This window comes from Kribbella sp. NPDC050281, from assembly GCF_040655855.1.
Lineage (GTDB): Bacteria > Actinomycetota > Actinomycetes > Propionibacteriales > Kribbellaceae > Kribbella.
Window position 1 is genome coordinate 47,819 of sequence record NZ_JBFAKS010000021.1, and the last position, 17,538, is coordinate 65,356.

The 17,538-nt window shown below is 67.4% G+C and carries 16 protein-coding genes, 1 tRNA gene and 1 pseudogene; 12 read left to right on the forward strand and 6 right to left on the reverse strand.

The window, feature by feature from the left end:
• Positions 1–36: 36 nt before the first annotated feature.
• The 3 genes from AB0I34_RS22825 (at position 37) to AB0I34_RS22835 (ending at position 1,988) form a co-directional block, all read left to right on the forward strand.
• Positions 37–723 carry a TetR/AcrR family transcriptional regulator gene (locus AB0I34_RS22825; RefSeq protein WP_360448010.1) on the forward strand — a complete coding sequence of 229 codons (687 nt, stop codon included), beginning with the start codon at positions 37–39 and terminating at the stop codon, positions 721–723.
• Complete coding sequence (locus AB0I34_RS22830) at positions 720–1,571, forward strand: RNA polymerase sigma-70 factor (protein ID WP_360448013.1); 852 nt, start codon at positions 720–722, stop codon at positions 1,569–1,571. Before AB0I34_RS22825 ends, AB0I34_RS22830 begins: the two co-directional genes overlap by 4 nt.
• Positions 1,572–1,640: 69 nt before the next feature.
• Positions 1,641–1,988, forward strand: a complete 348-nt coding sequence (locus AB0I34_RS22835; RefSeq protein ID WP_360448015.1) for a DoxX family protein — start codon at positions 1,641–1,643, stop codon at positions 1,986–1,988.
• Between the two features lie 7 nt (positions 1,989–1,995).
• On the opposite strand, the gene AB0I34_RS22840 is transcribed toward AB0I34_RS22835, so the two are convergent.
• Positions 1,996–2,283, reverse strand: a complete 288-nt coding sequence (locus tag AB0I34_RS22840) for a YiaA/YiaB family inner membrane protein (protein WP_360448017.1) — start codon at positions 2,281–2,283, stop codon at positions 1,996–1,998.
• 63 nt (positions 2,284–2,346) lie between these two features.
• Positions 2,347–2,607 (reverse strand): hypothetical protein, encoded by a 261-nt coding sequence (locus tag AB0I34_RS22845; RefSeq protein ID WP_360448019.1) that lies wholly within the window; start codon positions 2,605–2,607, stop codon positions 2,347–2,349.
• A 180-nt stretch (positions 2,608–2,787) separates the two neighbouring features.
• Here AB0I34_RS22845 and AB0I34_RS22850 point away from each other — a divergent pair, with 180 nt between their 5' ends.
• A complete protein-coding gene (locus AB0I34_RS22850; RefSeq protein WP_360448021.1) occupies positions 2,788–3,762 on the forward strand; it encodes an NAD(P)-dependent alcohol dehydrogenase in 975 nt (324 codons plus the stop codon).
• Here the strand turns inward: AB0I34_RS22850 and AB0I34_RS22855 are convergent.
• The gene (locus AB0I34_RS22855; RefSeq protein WP_360448023.1) at positions 3,749–4,609 is read right to left on the reverse strand and encodes an SDR family oxidoreductase; all 861 of its coding nucleotides are present in this window, start codon (positions 4,607–4,609) and stop codon (positions 3,749–3,751) included. The genes AB0I34_RS22850 and AB0I34_RS22855 overlap by 14 nt on opposite strands.
• Positions 4,610–4,688: 79 nt before the next feature.
• Between AB0I34_RS22855 and AB0I34_RS22860 the strand changes: the two genes are divergently transcribed.
• Positions 4,689–5,096 (forward strand): YchJ family metal-binding protein, encoded by a 408-nt coding sequence (locus tag AB0I34_RS22860; RefSeq protein ID WP_360448025.1) that lies wholly within the window; start codon positions 4,689–4,691, stop codon positions 5,094–5,096.
• A gap of 11 nt (positions 5,097–5,107) precedes the next feature.
• On the opposite strand, the gene AB0I34_RS22865 is transcribed toward AB0I34_RS22860, so the two are convergent.
• Positions 5,108–5,689, reverse strand: a complete 582-nt coding sequence (locus AB0I34_RS22865; RefSeq protein WP_360448028.1) for a hypothetical protein — start codon at positions 5,687–5,689, stop codon at positions 5,108–5,110.
• A 101-nt stretch (positions 5,690–5,790) separates the two neighbouring features.
• Here AB0I34_RS22865 and AB0I34_RS22870 point away from each other — a divergent pair.
• Positions 5,791–5,863: transfer RNA gene (locus AB0I34_RS22870), tRNA-Arg, on the forward strand.
• Between the two features lie 969 nt (positions 5,864–6,832).
• On the opposite strand, the gene AB0I34_RS22875 is transcribed toward AB0I34_RS22870, so the two are convergent.
• Positions 6,833–7,207 (reverse strand): hypothetical protein, encoded by a 375-nt coding sequence (locus AB0I34_RS22875; RefSeq protein WP_360448030.1) that lies wholly within the window; start codon positions 7,205–7,207, stop codon positions 6,833–6,835.
• A gap of 438 nt (positions 7,208–7,645) precedes the next feature.
• Positions 7,646–10,660, reverse strand: a complete 3,015-nt coding sequence (locus AB0I34_RS22880; protein WP_360448228.1) for an AAA family ATPase — start codon at positions 10,658–10,660, stop codon at positions 7,646–7,648.
• Between the two features lie 290 nt (positions 10,661–10,950).
• Between AB0I34_RS22880 and AB0I34_RS22885 the strand changes: the two genes are divergently transcribed.
• The 6 genes and pseudogenes from AB0I34_RS22885 (at position 10,951) to AB0I34_RS22910 (ending at position 17,455) form a co-directional block, all read left to right on the forward strand.
• Positions 10,951–11,373: a hypothetical protein gene (locus AB0I34_RS22885; protein ID WP_360448033.1), complete on the forward strand. Its 423-nt coding sequence runs from the start codon at positions 10,951–10,953 to the stop codon at positions 11,371–11,373.
• Between the two features lie 402 nt (positions 11,374–11,775).
• Positions 11,776–11,919, forward strand: a pseudogene (locus AB0I34_RS22890) (leucine zipper domain-containing protein); the annotation flags it as partial.
• Positions 11,920–12,151: 232 nt separating this feature from the next.
• On the forward strand, positions 12,152–12,856 hold the full coding sequence (locus AB0I34_RS22895; protein WP_360448036.1) for a hypothetical protein: 705 nt from the start codon (positions 12,152–12,154) through the stop codon (positions 12,854–12,856).
• Between the two features lie 10 nt (positions 12,857–12,866).
• Positions 12,867–14,933, forward strand: coding sequence for a histidine kinase (locus AB0I34_RS22900; RefSeq protein ID WP_360448039.1), 2,067 nt, complete (start codon positions 12,867–12,869; stop codon positions 14,931–14,933).
• Positions 14,930–15,604, forward strand: a complete 675-nt coding sequence (locus AB0I34_RS22905) for a response regulator transcription factor (RefSeq protein WP_360448042.1) — start codon at positions 14,930–14,932, stop codon at positions 15,602–15,604. The genes AB0I34_RS22900 and AB0I34_RS22905 overlap by 4 nt, the downstream gene beginning before the upstream one ends.
• 774 nt (positions 15,605–16,378) lie before the next feature.
• On the forward strand, positions 16,379–17,455 hold the full coding sequence (locus AB0I34_RS22910; RefSeq protein ID WP_360448045.1) for a hypothetical protein: 1,077 nt from the start codon (positions 16,379–16,381) through the stop codon (positions 17,453–17,455).
• Positions 17,456–17,538: the final 83 nt, after the last annotated feature.

The window sequence follows — 17,538 nt, forward strand, 5'->3', positions numbered from 1 at the left end:
AGTTCACTGTACTCCATTCTGTGTCAGACTGATCCCATGTCCGCACCGTCCCTGCGCGCCCGAGTCCGCTCGGAGATGAGCCAGGAGATCAAGGACGTCGCCCGCCGGCATCTCGCCACGGACGGCGCCAACCTCTCCCTGCGTGCCGTCGCCAGGGACATCGACATCGTCGCGTCGGCCCTCTACCGCTACTTCCCGAGCCGCGACGCCCTGCTCACCGCGCTGATCATCGACGCGTACGACGCTCTCGCCGCTGCCGCGACCACCGCGGACGCCGCCGTACCGCGGGACGATCTCCGCGGCCGTTGGCTCGCCGTCTGTCGCGGTGTCCGCACCTGGGCGCTGGCCCACCCGGCCGAGTACGGCTTGATCTACGGCAGCCCCGTCCCCGGGTACGCCGCGCCACAGGAGACCGTCGAGCCGGCAACCAAAGTGATCCTGCTCCTCGCCGCCATCGTGACCGACGCCGGCGACCGCCTCCGCTCGCTGACCGCATCGCCACTCACGGCACCGCTCCGCGCCGACCTCCGCCGCCTGATCCAGGAACGCCAGGGCACCATGCCCGAGGAACGACTCGACCGCGTCCTGGTTGCCTGGACGCATCTGTACGGCGTACTCAACTTCGAAGTCTTCGGCCGCCTCGACGAGATGATCGAGGCCCGCGCGGAGTACTTCGATCACCACATGATCCTGATGGCCGACCTCACCGGCCTCCCCGCGTGACCGCCAAGACCTTCGCCGAACACCGCGGCCTGCTGTACGCCGTCGCCTACCGCGTGCTCGGCAGCGTCGCTGAGGCCGAGGACGTCGTACAGGATTCCTGGCTGCGCTGGAGTCGCGTCGACCCGGCGACCGTCGACGACCCGGAGGGCTACCTGGTCCGAGTCGCGACCCGCCTCGCCATCGACCGCCTCCGCAGTGCAGCGGTACGCCGTGAGTCCTATGTCGGACCGTGGTTGCCGGAGCCGATGCTCACCAGCCCGGACGCGGCCGAGGACGTCGTACGCAACGACTCGGTGTCGACGGCCATGCTGCTCGTCCTGGAAGCACTGTCGCCGACCGAACGTGCTGTCTTCGTTCTGAACGAGGCCTTCGGCTACAGCCACACCGAGATCGCCCACATCCTCGGTCGCCAGGACGCCGACGTACGGCAGCTCGCGCACCGCGCTCGCAAGGCGGTCGCGGTGCGCCGACGCCGGTACGACACCGACCGATCCACCCAGCGGCAGGTGACGGAGAAGTTCCTGGCAGCCTGTCTCGACGGTGATGTGAAGGCGTTGATGAAGGTCCTCGCACCCGACGTCACCTTGATCAGTGACGGCGGCGGACTGACCGGTGCGCCACGCAAGCCGATCCACGGCCCGGCGTACGTCGCGCAGGCGTTCATCGTGCTGTCGCGGCGGCGCCCCGAGGGCTCCCGCGTCGAGATCCGTCAGGTCAATGGGGCGCCTGGCTTCGTGATCACCTCAGGAGGTACGGCGGTCGTCGCGGCGACGTTCTACTTGGTGGATGGCGCGATCGACACCATCCACGTCGTCAGCAACCCGGAGAAGCTGACCGGCGTGAGCTGATTCACTGTCACGTCTCGACGCGCTGTCTCGTCCGTGGGGCGCCCAATCACCCCACGGAACGGAGCCATCGTGTTCGCCGCCTACCTCGCCGCCACGCTTCTCGCCGCCACCCTGACCGGCAGCGCGGCCATCGCCAACCTCATCGGCCACGACTACCCGAAGTCCCAGGCCGACCTGACCGGAGTCCCGTACTCCTGGATGCTCCCGCTCGGCACACTCCTCGCGGCCGGCGCCGTCGGCCTGCTGGCCGGGTTCGTCGTACCGATCCTTGGCACACTCGCAGCCGCAGGCCTCGTCCTGTACTTCGTCGGCGCCTTCGCTGCCCACCTCCGAGCGCACGACCGGCACTTCGGCCCGTGGTCGTTGTATTTCCTCAGCTCCCTGGCCGCCCTCGCCACAGGCCTCATCTACCACTGAGCGCCCGTCAGCCCTCGACCTTGAACGGATCATGCTCGGCCAGCAGTTTGTCCAGTCGCGCCTGATCGACCCGGGTGGTCACCTCGGACAGTTCGTGCCGATCCCGCACCACCTTGCACAAGGTCACCGTCGACGTGACGACGTACAGCAGGCCGATCGCCAGGAACCCGCGGATCCACCCTGGCGCGGGCAGGTAGGCGAGCCCGAGCCCCATCGCCGTCAGCGAGGCGCCGAACGAAAGAAGTGCCTGCCCGTAGAACGCGGCGGTCTGCGAAGGCTGAATTGTTTTCGTCATGCGGCAATCGTCAGCGCATCCCAGTCGCGCCACATGCGCTGAACTACTCAACCGCCACCGGCATCAGGGCAGAGCGCGGCGCAGGCGAAGCTCATCGCGAATGGTCGGCGGCACAGGCAGCCGGTACGACTCCAGGGCTCTGGCGTAGGCGGTCAGTGAGGCGGCGAGGCGGCTGGCGTCGCTGCTGGGCGCGCTGCCGCGGCGTGGGACGCCTCGAGTCACTCGATCGGCTGCCCGGGCGGACCTGACCTCGGCGAGCAGGTGCAGAAGGTCCTGATCCATCGCCGTACGGCGCGAGATCCCGGCGAACACAGGAGTCGTCATCGGGTATCGCCTCATCCCCTGCCGGTTCCTGACATGCCACCTGGAATGCCATCGTTCCGGAGTCCCACCAGCCTACCCCTCTGGACTAAACCCGCCGATGGGAGTAACTTACAACGTAAGCATACACTGTAAGTATGCAGCGAGCCGGTCGGAACCGGCATCTTCAGCAGGGGGAAACACATGTTGGCCATCACTCAGACGACGTACGGCGAGACCGGCGTTCTCGAGCTCCGCGACATCGGCAAGCCCGCCATCGCCGCCGACGAGGTACTGATCCGCGTCCGCGCGGCCGGCGTGGATCGTGGGGTGTGGCACATCATGACCGGCCTGCCGTACCCGATTCGCCTTGCTGGGTACGGTTTCCGGGCGCCGAAGAACCAGGTGCTCGGCATGGATGTGGCGGGGATCGTGGAGGCGGTCGGTGCCGACGTGACCAGGTTCCAGCCGGGTGACGAGGTGTTCGGGGTCGGCAAGGGTGCCTTCGCGGAGTACACCACTGCCCTCGAGCGCAAGCTCGCGCCGAAGCCGGCGAACCTGACCTTCGAGCAGGCGGCCGTCGTACCGATCTCCGGGATGACCGCCCTGCAGGGCGTGCGTGATCAGGGCGAGGTCGCGTCGGGTCAGCAGGTTCTGATCACGGGCGCGTCCGGTGGCGTCGGTTCCTATGCGGTGCAGCTGGCCAAGGCGTTCGGGGCCGAGGTCACCGGCGTCTCCGGTGCGAGCAAGATGGATCTGGTTCGGTCGCTCGGCGCGGATCACGTGCTCGACTACCGGCGCGACGACTTCGCGGCGGGCCCGCAGCGGTACGACGTGATCCTGGACATCGCTGGAAACGCTTCGCTGTCACGACTTCGGCGCGCGCTCACGCCGAAGGGGACTGTCGTCGTCATGGGCGGCGAGAACGGTGGACGCTGGCTCGGCGGCACCGATCGCCAGATGCGGGCGGTGCTGCTGTCGCCGTTCGTCAGTCAGCGCCTGCGGACGTTCATCAACTCGGAGAAGGCCGACCACCTGATCGACCTCACGCCGCTGCTCGAATCCGGAGCGGTGGTTCCGGCGATCGACCAGCGTTTCCCGCTGAGCGAGGTCCCGAAGGCCATTCAGTACCTGCTCGACGGCCACGCCCGCGGAAAGGTCGTCATCACTGTGGCGTAGGCGTGTGGAGACCAACGAGGTCGGCGCTCACCTGCCAGAGTCGTGTCGCGGTGGCTTCGTCGTAGCTGCGCTCGGAGGACTTCGTGGTCGCAGACTTGGCGAAGTAGCGGCCGGTCACGTGCTCCAGTTGCGGATCGGATGCGACGTAGATCGAGGTGGCGGCGCCCTGAGCCGGGCGTTTCATGAACGGGCGCAGCAGCGGTACCAGGAGTCGCTGCGTGCGGCCGGGATCCTCGCCCCCGAATCCGGTGCTTACCAAGCCGGGGTGTAGTGCGTTCGCCGTGACGGAGGTGCCTTGTAATCTCCTGGCCAACTCGTAGCTGAACAAGACGTTGGCGAGCTTCGACTGGTTGTAGGCGCGGGACCCGGAATAGTCCCGCTCGTTCTGCAGATCGTCGAAGTCGATACGACCCATCGACTGAGCATTCGACGCCACCGTGACGACGCGGGCCTGCGCGCTCTGCCGCAGCCGGTCGAGGAGCAGGTTGGTGAGCAGGAACGGCGCGAGGTGGTTCAGCGCGAAGGTGTACTCGAGCCCGTCGGCAGTGACATGCCGGGTATCCCAGTAGCCGCCGACGTTGTTCACCAGTACGTCGAGCCGCGGCAGCTTCCGCAGTACTTCGTCGGCAACCCGCCGTACCTCCGCTTGCGCGGACAGGTCCGCGACGAAGCCATCCGCTTGGCCCACTGCGCGGATCTCCCGTACTGCGTCGTCGGTCCGCGCACTGTCCCGGCCGATGATCGCGACGTGCGCACCCATCGTGGCGAGGCCGAGCGCGGTCGCCTTCCCGATGCCTCCGGTGGCGCCGGTGATCAGTACCGTCTTGCCAACCATCGACGTGGCCATGCGGCTCCGCTCTCGCTGCGATGCCCTCAGCATGTGCCCCTACCACCGGCCTGTCCACGTACGGGGCGACAATCGGGGGATGGCCAAACGTCGTACCCGTCAGCCCGTGGTGTCTCAGTCGTCGCCCTGCCCATGCGGTCTGGATGCCACGTACGGCGACTGCTGCGGCGCCCTTCACCAAGGGAAAGTAGCAGCCACAGCGGAGCAGCTGATGCGATCCCGCTACACGGCCTTCGTCGTACGCGACGCCGGCTACCTGCTCCAGACCTGGTCAGCCGACACCCGACCGCCCACGCTCCGATTCGCCGACGACATCGAGTGGACCGGCCTGGAAATCCTCACCACCACTGCCGGCAGCCCGTTCCACACCGAAGGCACCGTAGAGTTCCGAGCCCACTTCACCCTCGACGGCACCCCGGACACCCAAAAAGAAAACAGCCACTTCACCCGCGAGAACGGCTTGTGGGTCTACACAAAACCGTCATAGGAGTTCTCGGGTCAGGTTTCGCGCCAGGTTTCGGCGAAGGCCAGGGCTGCGGAGCTGCCGAACCAGCCTTCTGGGTGGTGGGGTTCGCCGTGGGCGGGGACGCCGTTCACGCGGACTGAGGCTGCGGCGCAGGGGCGGGCTATGGCTGAGGTTTCGAAGCCGCTCAGGTGGGTTGTGACCTGGAAGGTGTCGAGTACGTCGCGCCATTCGAGTTCGATTGTGGTGGTGGCGGTGACGCAGGTGATGCGATGGAACAGGTCGCCGCCGGAGGCCTCGGCGAAGCGGGCCGGGACCGGTGGGGCCGTCTCGATACCGCGGCCGCGGATCGTGTCGTAGTCGCGGTAGAAGTGCTCCCAGACGTACCCGGCCAGCTCCGGGTTGTCGGCGTACATCCCGATCGGTGCGTCGGACCCGAGTCCTGATGCGACCGGATCGGCCCAGATCAGGAGCGCGCGACCCGAGCCGACGGGGGAGTAGCGCGCAGTCCACATGCTCACCAGTACGACGATGTCGTCGCTGCCTGGGCGGTAGAGAATGATCATCGGATTCTCGCCGGCGATCTTGATGCCGCGCTGGATGATGGGCTCGACCATGCTGCCTCCTGATCTGCGGTGCATCTCCGGTCGCCACGCATGCTCCCACGGCGTGGACCGGAGCGACGCCGGCGTCCGATACGCTAGGCTCCGCGCGGTTGGCCCCCGTAGCTCAGGGGATAGAGCAGTGGTTTCCTAAACCATGTGCCGCAGGTTCGAATCCTGCCGGGGGCACCCACCAAACCTGCAGGTCAGGGGATGATTGGGCGCAGAGAGGCCCATGAAGGACCGGAGATCGTGGGGCCAAACGTGGGGCCGAAGTCGAGGCGACTCGTGTTGCCTGCAGTGGATACAGCACGAAGTCGCTCCTTCCTTGTCTGTGGTGGCGGATAGCTTGGAGAGGTGGAGTTGACCTCTATATCCGGCCGACTGGGAGGCCGTACGCCAGCTCGTGTCCTCGAAAACGACCTCGGCCGCGTGTCCCGCCGGAGCCCGCTCTTTGACGTTCTCCGCTGGATCAGTCGTGGGTCGACTCGGGCGAAGTACTGGCTGGCTTGAGATTCCCCGGCTGCCCAATCCGTGGCAGGACACCATCACGGTTCGAACCGGCTGGCGTCAGCGGGCAGCCAACCTCGCGGCGCCGGGGATCCGCCCTGCTCGAATGTTGAGAAGTTCTTAGGGCCAGGATCCGGGCTCGAAAGAGGTGGCGAAGCGGTGGACGCGCGGGTTCCAGCGCTTCGATGCGTGCTCTGACCTGCGGTTTTGGTCGGCCCGTGGGACTCGAACCCACAACCCGCAGTTTAAAAGGGGCAATGATGCCCAAGCAACCAGCCTCGCCAGGCGTCAGAGGTTCGGGTGCGATGGGACTCTGGCCCTGTCTGACGACTCTCTTTGACGCTATTTCGCACCACGTTGATCCCACGGCGACCTTTCGTCAGCGAGGCTCGCTCAGGAGCCCGATCGCGTGCGGTCGGGCCAGATGGGTCGGGCTGGAGCCGGTGTAGCGGGGTGGGGGTGTGGGTCCCGCGGCACCGAGATCACCTCAGCATCGATTCGGCGCCAAGGTTCCAACCGATCTCCAGATCCCGTCATCGTCCCTGCGGGGCTGGCTGATCGGGGCAGCAGATCCACCTCGCCAGTCAGCCCAGCGGTCGCCTGCATCGGCCGGTGGCTCCTGCAGATGTCCCAAATGGAGTGGGGGCTTTACGTAGTCGGCACGTGATGACGCCGGTAGAGCCACATCGCACCGAAGGCAACTGCCGCGCCGCCGATCGCAGACGTTCCAGCTTGCACGACGTCGAGCCCGTTGTCGTTTGGTGCGGTGCTGATCGTTGCGTCCTCGACGCGGGGTACCTCGTACTGAGGTTCGTAGTTTGGGTAGTTGTATTCGGGGCTCTTCGCCTCGTTGCCCGGATAGCCGGTCCCTTCGTCCGGCCACTCGGGCTGGGGTGCGGGCACGCTTTGAGACGTCGAGGTGGAGTCGGGGTCTTTCAGCGCGGCCGACGCTTCGGTCGCGGTGAGGACGACGGCGCCCGTCGCCAGTGCGGACAGTGCGAGGGCTGAGCACGTGCGATTCATGATTCCTCCGTGTGGACTTGGGCGGCGCGGATGGCCGCCCGATTTCACGGTGGCTTCGAAGGCCATGGGGTCACATCGGGTGCCGGGCCTTAGAAGTGGCTTGTGCGGCCTTAGATTTCGTAAGTGCCGCCGTATCTGTGTGCGGCGAGAATCTGGAACTTTGGTCCGGTGCCATGATGCTTTGCCAGAACGCCGGGCCGCGTCACGTCTCGCCCAGGTGCGTGACATGGCCGGTCTGGATGTAGCGGCGGCGACATGCCGGGCTTGCCTAGTCCAGCCGAAACAGTCAGCGCGACGATCGACAGATCAGGCGGCAGTGATGACGGTTCGGACCTACGGCGGTGTCGTCGGCGTCCGGATGGCTTGGCCACGCCGCGACTGAGACTAGGTCCCGCGGATGCTGGTGAACGTGGCGTCGTTCGCTAAGGAAACTGGGTCTCACCTGTCGCGATGGGTCAGCCGGTTGGCGAGTGCGGCTGCCTCCACGCGGGTCGAGGTGCCGGTCTTGCGCAGGATGTTGGACACGTGGACGCTGACGGTCTTGCTGCTGATGACAAGGTCGCTGGCGATCTCGTGGTTTGAGCGGCCGGCGACCAGGAAGCTGAGGATCTCCCGTTCCCGCGCGGTGAGGCCGGCCAGTGCACCCTGAGCTCGGGGCGTGTCCGCGATCGGGGCAGGCTCGCGAAGGATGATGCGTGTCATCCGCGCGAGCGATTCGACCTCGTCCTGCAGTGGTTGTGCGCCGAGTTCGGCAGCCGTCGCGTGGGCCTGCCGTAACAGTTCGCTCACCGTGGACGCGCGCGATCTGGCCGCCAGCATGGCCTCTGCGCACCGCAGACGCGAGGTGGCTTCTGGCCACGGTGACCCGGCCGCGTGGCAGCTGTCGATCGCCTGCCGCCAGAGTTCAACCTGCCCCGCCTCTCCTCGGCAGCGCGCCACCTCGGCGCGGTAGAGCGCCTTGGCCATCGCCATGTCCACCAAGTCCGTCCGCTCGGACGTGAATGGCTCCGATGGCCATCTGGCAATCAGGTCATCAAGTGTGGCTTGGGCCTGCGTCTCGCCGTTGGCATCGTCAGCATCCCTGGCAGCTCGCGCTGTCTCAGCGGCAGCATGGGCAAAATCGACGAGGAGATCCTCAGTCCGGCTGGGTTTCGCCGGCACCGCGATCCGGCTGTGGAGCCATCGCAGCGCCTTCTCTGGTTGCCCCGCCGCCAGGAAGACGTCCGCACCGGCTGTGCTGAGGTCTGTGTGGAGTCCGGCGAAGTCCTCAGAGACCAGCTCCAGGGCCCGGTCCAGGTGTGACTGGGCCTCTGCAACACGTCCACACCGGGCAGCCAACTGTGCCGCCGTCACTCGAACCGACGCTCCCGGTATGCCGGCACAGCGTGCTGCCAATGCTGTCCGAAGCAACTCACGACATTCGTTCCAACGACCTAGCCAAAGAAGTCCCTCCGCGGCGTTGGAGGCCAGAACATAGGCCCATATTGAGCCGGCCCCGAGCACTTCTTCGAACACTTCTCGCGCTTCGGTCGTGGCCTCATCTGTTCTGCCTAGGTACCTCAAGGCGATCCACTGCCACCTCGCGGCGTTCTCCAACCACTCCATGGACCCGCACGATCGCGCCAGCCGCATGGCGTCCTGCGCGTCGGCCAGAGCCTTCGGCGCAGAGTCGTGAGGACGGACGAACGCGCGGGTGCTCAAGGCGCCGGCCAACGCGAGCTCAGACCCTGACTTCCGACCGACGCGTACGGCGTCGTCGGCGTGGGCTACGGCCTCGTCGTGTAAACCCTCCCACTGCTCCCCAGTCGCCAAGCCGGCCAAGGCCAGCGCACGCTCGGCACTATCCGGGTCAGCACGCGTGAGGCGAACAGCCTCGACGAGCTCGGCGAGTGGCACCTTCTCGGTAGCCGAGTCGCGATACTTCGCTTCCCAGAATGCAAGCATCAACGTGCTGGCGAGAAGCGGCGCGGAATCTGGATCGACGAGGTCCAGCGCTTCCTGTGCCAGGCTGACAGCCGTTTCCAGCCGGCCGGCCCGGCCGCAGACTCGGCTCGTGCGGCGGAGTAGGTCCACGTGACTGGCGGCCGAGCCGCGAACGTCCGGCGACACCTCGTCCCACAAGAAGCAGGCACGCTCCAGGTGGATGGCCTCCACAGCCGCTGCATGCAGTACTGCGGCTTCGTCCGCCGCGGCCAGCGACCAGGAATACGTCTCGTCGGACCTTCCGGCTCTGTGGTTGTGCGCAGCTAGGTCGGCGGCGATTCCGGACGCGGTATCCGACTGGGCCTCCAAGACGCGGACATAGGTAGCCGCCATGACCGCGGCCTCACCAGGCGGAAGCCCGTCGTTCAGGACTTCGGCGAGCAGCGGGTGACGGAACCACGAGCGACCCTCGCCGTCCGACTGCACCACGCCGTGATCGCGGGCCTCGGTCAGGCACCCGGACAGCAGCACTGGAGAGATGCCGTGTTCGCTCGCCACCGCAGCAAGCACCGCAAGCTCTGACGGGCGACCGCCGACAGCAAGCAAGCGAGTGACGTGCCGCGCCATGGTGGACAGGCCGTGCCAGGTGGCCAGCAGCGCGTCCTTCAACGCCGCCGGTGCGGTCGGCGGAAGCTCTGCCTCGGTACCGGCAAGGCCACGGACGAGAAGTTCGGTCAGATAAGGATTGCCGCCTGAACGCTCGTACACCTGGACCGCCAAATCGATGTCCACCACACGACCCAACAAGGCCTTGATCTGCGTCTCAGTCGCCGCCAGACCGATCCGGTCGAGGTGAACCTCGGTGAACAGCGGCATTCGCCGCATGTCCGCGAGCCAGCCGTGCAGCGGATGTCCGTCGCCACGATGCTCGTCGCGGCAGGTCGCCAGCAGCGTCAGGCGCTGCTGGCGGAAACCCGTGATCAGATAGGCCAGTAGGTCGAGCGATGCGGTGTCTGCCCATTGCAGGTCGTCGATCACCAGCACGGTCGGTGCACGATCTGCGAGACGGTTGAGAACCGTGTCGATCAAAGGCAGCAGTTGTCCCGGCTTCGCAATTCCAGCCTCACTCAGTGCAGGCAAAAGAGTGCCCACATCACCCGCGCCGGACAACACCTCCATGCGGAACTTCTCGTCCGCCTGCGCTCGCCAGGCCTGCAAAGCACCGGCCACAGGCCCGAACGGGACTGTCGCCTCGCCGAAGTGCACACAGGTTCCCCACAGCACCTGCGCTCCGTCGCCCAGACCGTCGCATGCTGTGCGGACCAGCAGGGTCTTGCCCACGCCAGCCTCCCCGTGCACAACGACCGCGCGGGGATGACCACTCGCGGCCTGCTCCAGAGCAGTCCCGAGCAACTGTTGCTCCATCGGTCGACCGGCGAGCAGAGAAGCTGGCCGTACACGGGCGATCCCCACCCCACCAGTGTCCACCCGCTCGTCCAGCCGACCATCCCCCGAACACACTCCTGTCACCAGACGGCAGGAGGCGCGCTGACGATCCCTCCGGCCGGGCAGGAGCGCGAGCTGAGATTGTGCAAATGCAGTCTGATCTGCAGGCTTGCGGTGCTCGGCGGACGGAACTCGAATCAAGAACGGCGCGGTAGGCCCGAGCCGTGCAGTTCATCGACCCCGACGGCTTCACCTGGGAGTAGCTCCACCCAGCTGATCGCCCTGCCACAAGCTGCAAAAGGGTTCTTAGGCAGGGCTTGCCGGGGCAGAATCGTCCCGACGATGTGCTGGACGACTCGAAGGAGCAGGACTCGATGCGTAAGTCTCTCGCCGCTGGTACCGGATTGCTCGCGATCCTCACGACTGTCGCTGGAACCGCCTCGGCGGCCCAGGCGGCTTCGACGGCCTACCCGACCGCCCCGTACGAGGCACCCTACGGCGCCACCTACACCAAGGGGACCATCACGTTCTACAACCGTGCGGCGATGGTGGACGGCGTACAGCGGGCGTTGGAGACGAGCGGCTGCCGCCAGACCATCGCCAAGAGCTATAGCGGTTCGACGCTCCTCGACACCACCTACAGCCAAGTGACCTGCTACAGCAAGAGTGAGGAGGTCCACCTGTATGTGAATGCCGACGTGGTAGGCGGTGCCACCTCTGTGCGGGTCAGCCTGAACAACGTCGCCTCAGACGGCACCGTGACCGAGCTGGCCTGGGACTCGGTCCCCCGGCCCTGATCCGGGCGAACCTGTTGGAGCGGTTCGTCGTCGACGAGCAGCACGTCGACGAGCTGCGGGGACCGGCCTGATGGCGCCGCCGGTCGACGAGCTGGAGATCTACGCGGTGTCCAAGGCGGTGAATTCGGTCCGCAACAACGGCCCGGAGCTGCTGGAGCCGCTCGCGCTGAGTTGATCGCCGTCGTACCGGTCCGGTGGCAGTAGTCCGGACCGGGCGCCAGGCGTCGAGCACGGCGTCGTCGACAGCGACGTCCCCGCATCAGGCCGCACCGCCGAAACGGCCTAGATGTGATGTCCAGGGAGGTGTCCCGCGTTGTGGCGGTCAGTCGGTCTGACAGGTGAAGGCCTCCGGTTGTGAAGTGGAGCTGTCTAAGGAACCGCTTCACGAACCAGGAGGCCTTCGTGTCCCACGTTAACGCGACCCTGACTCCACGCACGCGGCTGCGGCTGGCGCGTCTGGTGGTCGATCAGGGTTGGACCTGTGCGGCGGCGGCGAAGAAGATGTTCATGGTCGCTGCCAAGACGGCGCGCAAGTGGGCCGAGCGGGTAGACGCGAGTTAGTGGCGTGAACCGTGCAGGCCGCGAGCCCGTCGCCTTGGTTGTGCCCGGCGGGCTTGGAGAGCTCTCCAGCTAGGAGAAGGGCGGCGGGTCGACCCGCAGGGGGCGTTCGAAGCGTCGACGGGACAAGTCGGGACCGGGGGCCCATGACGTTGGGACGCGGGGGCGAGGAGGTTGGGGTCAGGCCGGCCGAACGCGCCGGTGTTGGAGGGGACCTGAAATGCTCACCACGTACCGCGCGAGGGTGGGGGCCGCGACCGGTGCGGCGTTCGTCGCCGCGATCTTCATCGGCAACAGCCTGGCAACCGCCGCGCAATCCCAGTCGAGCCACCCGAGTGGTCAGGAAGTGCTCAGCGACGCGGCGCGGGCCGCAGCGAGTACGTCGGCGACGGTCGGCTTCGTGCTGGAGATCGCCGGCTTCGTGCTGTTCATGATCTTTGTCGGCTATCTGTGGGGGGTGCTGCGCCCGGACACAGGCGGCGGAAGGGACATCGCCGCCGGTACGAGCTTGGTTGCGGCGATCACGATGCTTGCGATCAAGCTGGGTTCGGCGGCCCCGATCATCGCGCTCTCGGTGGATCGCGACCATCTGTCCCCGGAGCTCGCGCAGGTCCTCAACGACATCAACGGTTCGGCTTTCATCGTCAGTTGGCTGCCGTTCGCCGTGTTCGTCGGGTCACTGGCCGTGGCTCTGCACGTCGCCGGGCTGGTGGGCCGACCGACGGCGTACGTCGGTCTGGTCGTGGGCGTTGTCGGTGTGGGTCTCGCGGTGCTCGGTTTCAAGGATCCGCTGGGCGCGAACCCGCTGGCGTTCCTGGCGGGCATGCTGTGGCTGCTGGTCGTGGCGGTCCGGCTCGCGGTGCGGCCCGGCGTACGTCGGGGATCCGCGCGGCGGTCGACCGATCCGGCGCTCGCCGGCGCCTGAAGAAGACCTCATGGCCAACCGGGCCGGGTCGCGGGACGATGAAGCGGTGCTGACCGATACCGCCGAGCAACGTTCCGCGACCTGGGTCCGGGTCGCGGTCCTGGTCGCCGTCCTCGACACGATCGCTGTGGCGGTCGCGCTCTGCGTCGCGGTCGCAAACGACCTCCAGCTCGACATCGTCGGCACCGGGTCGTGGATCAACCTCGTCGCCGGGCCGGTGTTCCCGTTGCTGGCGGCCCTGGTCCTGCGCCGGGGCGAGCAGGACCGGCCGCCGCACCAGGATCGGCTCGCCTGGCTCTTCCTGGGCTTCGGGGTGCTGTGCGCCGCCACCATCGTGCTGCACATCTACGCCGACTACGCACTGCGGAACGGATCGCCCTTGGCCGTTCCGAGCGCGTGGGTTTCCAGCTGGTTGTGGATCGGAGTCCCGGCCGGGCTGCTCCTCATTCTGTTGCTGTTCCCGACCGGCGAGCTGCCCGGACCGCGGTGGCGGGTGGTCGCAGTGTTGGTGGGAGTTGCCTATGTCGCGCTGTGGGTCAGCGTCGCGCTGGCGCCCGGGCCGATGACCGACTTCGCCGGCGACCATGCGAACCCGCTCGGTTGGGAGTCCGCGGCGGACGCCCTTCGCGTGGTCGGGTCTGTCGGCATGGTGGCGCTGGCGTGTGCCGCGATCGGCACCGTGGCCGCGGTCGTGTGGCGGTTCCGGCGCGGTGACGCCGCAGTACGAGCCCAGCTGCGTTGGCTGGTCGTCACGGTCGGGGCCATCGCACTGACGATCGCGCTTCCCGTTCCCAACGGCCTCGCGGGAGCAGCTGTGGTGCTGAACGCGGTCGCCACGCTCCTGCTCCCGGTGGCACTCGGCGTGGCACTCACCCGCCGCGACGGCCTCCTCCTTCCGCGGGTGCTCGTGTACGGCCTGCTCTCGGTGGTCCTGCTCATCGCCTTCTTGATCGTCGTCGGCGTGGCAGAGGCGCTGTTCGGTGCGCGTGCCGAAGGTGTGGCCGGCGTCGTCGCCGCAGGTGTGGTCGCGGTGGCCTTCGCCCCGCTGCGAACCAGGCTCCAGCACGCCGTCGACCGACTCGTGTACGGCGACAGAGGCGACCCCTACGAGGCGCTGTCCGATCTCGGCCGCCGACTTACCTCGAGTCCCGACCAGTTGCTCAACGAGGCGGTGCTTTCGGTTGCGCATGCGCTCCGCGCACCGTATGCCGCTGTCATCCTCACTGGCGACACCGTGCCTGCCGCAGCGATGGGAACGCCCACCGGAGACGAGATCATCGTGCCCTTGTCCGTGCGCGGGACCGACGTCGGCTCATTGCATGTCGGCCCACGCGGCCCACGTGAACGGTACGGCGAGCGCGACCTCGCGCTGGTGTCCGACCTGTCGCGCCACATCGCGGTCGCGGCACACGCGGCCGCGCTGACTCGCGACCTGCTGCACTCGCGCGAGTCGCTGGTGATCGCGCGGGAGGAGGAACGCCGCCGGATCCGTCGTGATCTGCACGACGGACTCGGGCCCGCTCTGGCCGGGATCGCCTTCGGCATCGATGCTGCGCGCAACAATCTGACCCGCGACCCGGCCGCGGCCGATGCCGCGCTGGCAGGACTGAAGGCCGAGGTCCAGACGTCCGTCGCCGACGTACGTCGGCTCGTCTACGACCTACGGCCGCCGGCCCTCGACCAACTCGGGCTGGTGCCGGCCATCGAGGAATACGGTGCCCGGCTGGTCGAACGCGGCGCCCTCTTGGTGACCGTGTCGGCGCCCGCCCTACCTGCGTTGCCCGCCGCGGTGGAGGTGGCGGCGTACCGGATCGCCGTCGAGGCGCTCACCAACGCGGCCCGGCACTCCCGTGCGCGCACCTCCAGCGTCTCGTTCGAGATCGACGACTCGACCCTTCGGCTCCAAGTCGACGACGACGGCGACGGCGTACCGGACCGCGCGTACCGCGGCAACGGACTCGGGATGTCCGCGATGGCCGAGCGGGCCGCCGAGCTGGGCGGAACCTGCTCGGTCGGGCACCGGCCCGGTGGCGGCACTGCGGTCACAGCGGAACTTCCCTTGCGGAGCGCGCCATGACCCCGACCCGGGTGATCGTGGCCGACGACCACCCAACGTTCCGCCGAGGCCTAGGGGCGCTGTTCGACAGCCTCGAGAACGTCGAGCTGGTCGGAGAGGCAGCGGACGGCGAGGCCGCCGTCGCCCTCGCCGCACAGCTCGTACCCGATGTCGTCGTCATGGATCTCAACATGCCGGGCGTCAACGGCGTCGAGGCAACCCGCCGGATCCTCAGCGCGAACCCGGACATCGCGGTCCTGGTGCTGACCATGCTGGACGAGGACGAGTCGGTGTTCGCCGCGATGCGTGCCGGTGCCCGCGGCTACGTCGTGAAGGGCGCCGACACCGAGGACGTACTCCGGGCGCTGGAGTCGGTGGCCCGCGGCGACGCGGTGTTCGGGCCCGCGATCGCGAGCCGCGTACTGGCCTACCTCACCCGGCCGCTCTCTGCACGCGACCCCATCCTGTTCCCCGAACTGTCCGACCGTGAGCGCGAAGTGCTCGAGCTGCTGGCCCGCGGACTGTCGAACAGCCAGATCGCCCACACGCTGGTCATCGCCCCCAAGACCGTCCGCAACCACCTGAGCAACGTCTTCACCAAGCTCCAGGTTCGCGACCGCAGCGAGGCGATCGAACGCGCCCGCCGCGCCGGCCTCGGCCAAGCCGACAACCCACGCGCCACATCGTGTTGACAGGGCATGACATGAACCTCAGGAGCCGACCCCCGTTCCACAAAGTGATCCACACCCTCCCCGGGCAGATGATCTGCGGCCGAGCCGGCTGGTGTGTTACGGCGCAAGCGCGATTGCTCTGCGCGGACGGCCTGCCCGTCCGGCTCTTGTGGTTCAACGGCCGAGCTTCGCCCCGGCTTGCGCGTTTCCTCGCTTCGCTGCGGGCCGCCCCGGCTTGCGCGTTGGCGACTACAACCCTTCGCTGCCTTAGCTTAGCCAGCGTCCGATACTGCCCCAGTCGGCGCGAATGAGCCACAGCTGCCCGCCGAACTCGGGTGAAGTCGGCCTCGGCGCCCCGGGCTGGGTGACTGCCTGCCGGACCAGCGCCAGCACAGAGTCACTCACGCCCAGTGCGCATCGACCGCATCGGGGCCGGAACCCCTTCAGGGCTTGACTTTGCGCCCTCCCTGCGTAATGTCCCCGGTGGGGCGGATAGCTGTTGCGCGGTGATGGGGGTCAGACTGTTCGGCTGCACACTGCAGCCTTTCTACGCGTAGGCCGTGCCCGCCCTTCCGCCCGGCCTCGATGGCCGGGCGATGGCGGGGGTCGCCACCTGTTCGCATGCGGCTATCCGTCTGCGGTCACCGGGCACGGGCCTGGTCGGCCACCATGCCCATCGAGGCACAGGGAGGGACCATGCGCATTCAGCCTTGGTCGAAATCTTCAGCAGGAACAGGTCGCAGCTCGCGCGGTAGCGTCCGAGCGGGACGAGCAGGTCGGCGCCTGATCGTCACGTTGGTCGCCATCCTCGGGCTGATCGTCGCGAGCGCGGGGACGGCGTCAGCCACCGGGAAGCACCACTCGCGCACCTGGGTGGTGAAACCGGGCCACTCGATCCAGAAGGTGGTCGACAAGGCCCGCTCAGGCGACACCATCAAGCTGAAGAAGGGCGTGTACTACGACGCAGTCTGCGTCGTCGGCAAGGGACTCACGATCATCGGTGCCGGCCAGGGCCGTACGGTCGTCAAACCACCCAAGAAGTTCACGAAGACCGACTGCTGGGAGACACCGGCCGAGGTCTCGGGCTTCGCCTTCGCGGGCCCGGACCGCAAGTCCAAGGTCAGCAACCTCACCACGAACGGCCACCCGGGCATCGGCGTGGTGGCGTTCGAAGCCAAGCGCGGGATCGAGGTCTCGCATCACACCGGGCTCAGGCACGGTGAGTACGGCGCGGCAGCCTTCGAGTCCACGGGCATCGTCTTCACCCACAACACCGAGCTCGGCAACGGCGGCGAGGCAGGCCTGTATGTCGGCGACACCGACAATGCGAAGGCGTACGTGGCGCACAACCTGCTGAAAGGCTGGGCGTTCGGCATGTTCATGCGCGACTCCCGGCATGGCCTGGTGACCCACAACGTGATGCGGGCCAACTGCATCGGTGCCCTGGTTCTCGACACCGGACCAAACGGCACCACTCCGGAGGGGGTCAACCGTCCGGGCGGCGCATGGTCCCTGATCGGCAACCTGCTCACCGACAACGACCGGTTCTGCCCGGCCGAGCCACCCGAGGTACCGGCTCTATCCGGCAACGGCGTCGTCGTGCTCGGTGCCGACCACGTGCTGGTGAAGGGCAACAAGATCATCGGCAACAACGCGTCCAAGCCGGGCGACATCCCGTCAGCGGGCGTCGCGGTCCTCAACGGTGCGCTGGCCGGCTCAGACGCCCCGGAGAACGTCGCGGTCGTGCGCAACTTCTTCAAGAAGAACGACCTGGACATCCTCTGGGACGGGTCTGGCAAGAACATCGTGTTCCGTGACAACTCCTGCAAGACCAGCACCCCGGCCTCGATCTGCATGCGGTCGCACCACTGATCGGGCGCACGCCTGAGTAAAGGCGACACTGGTCCCACGCCCACTCGGGCGTGGGACCGGTACGCCACGACAACACCTCGGCG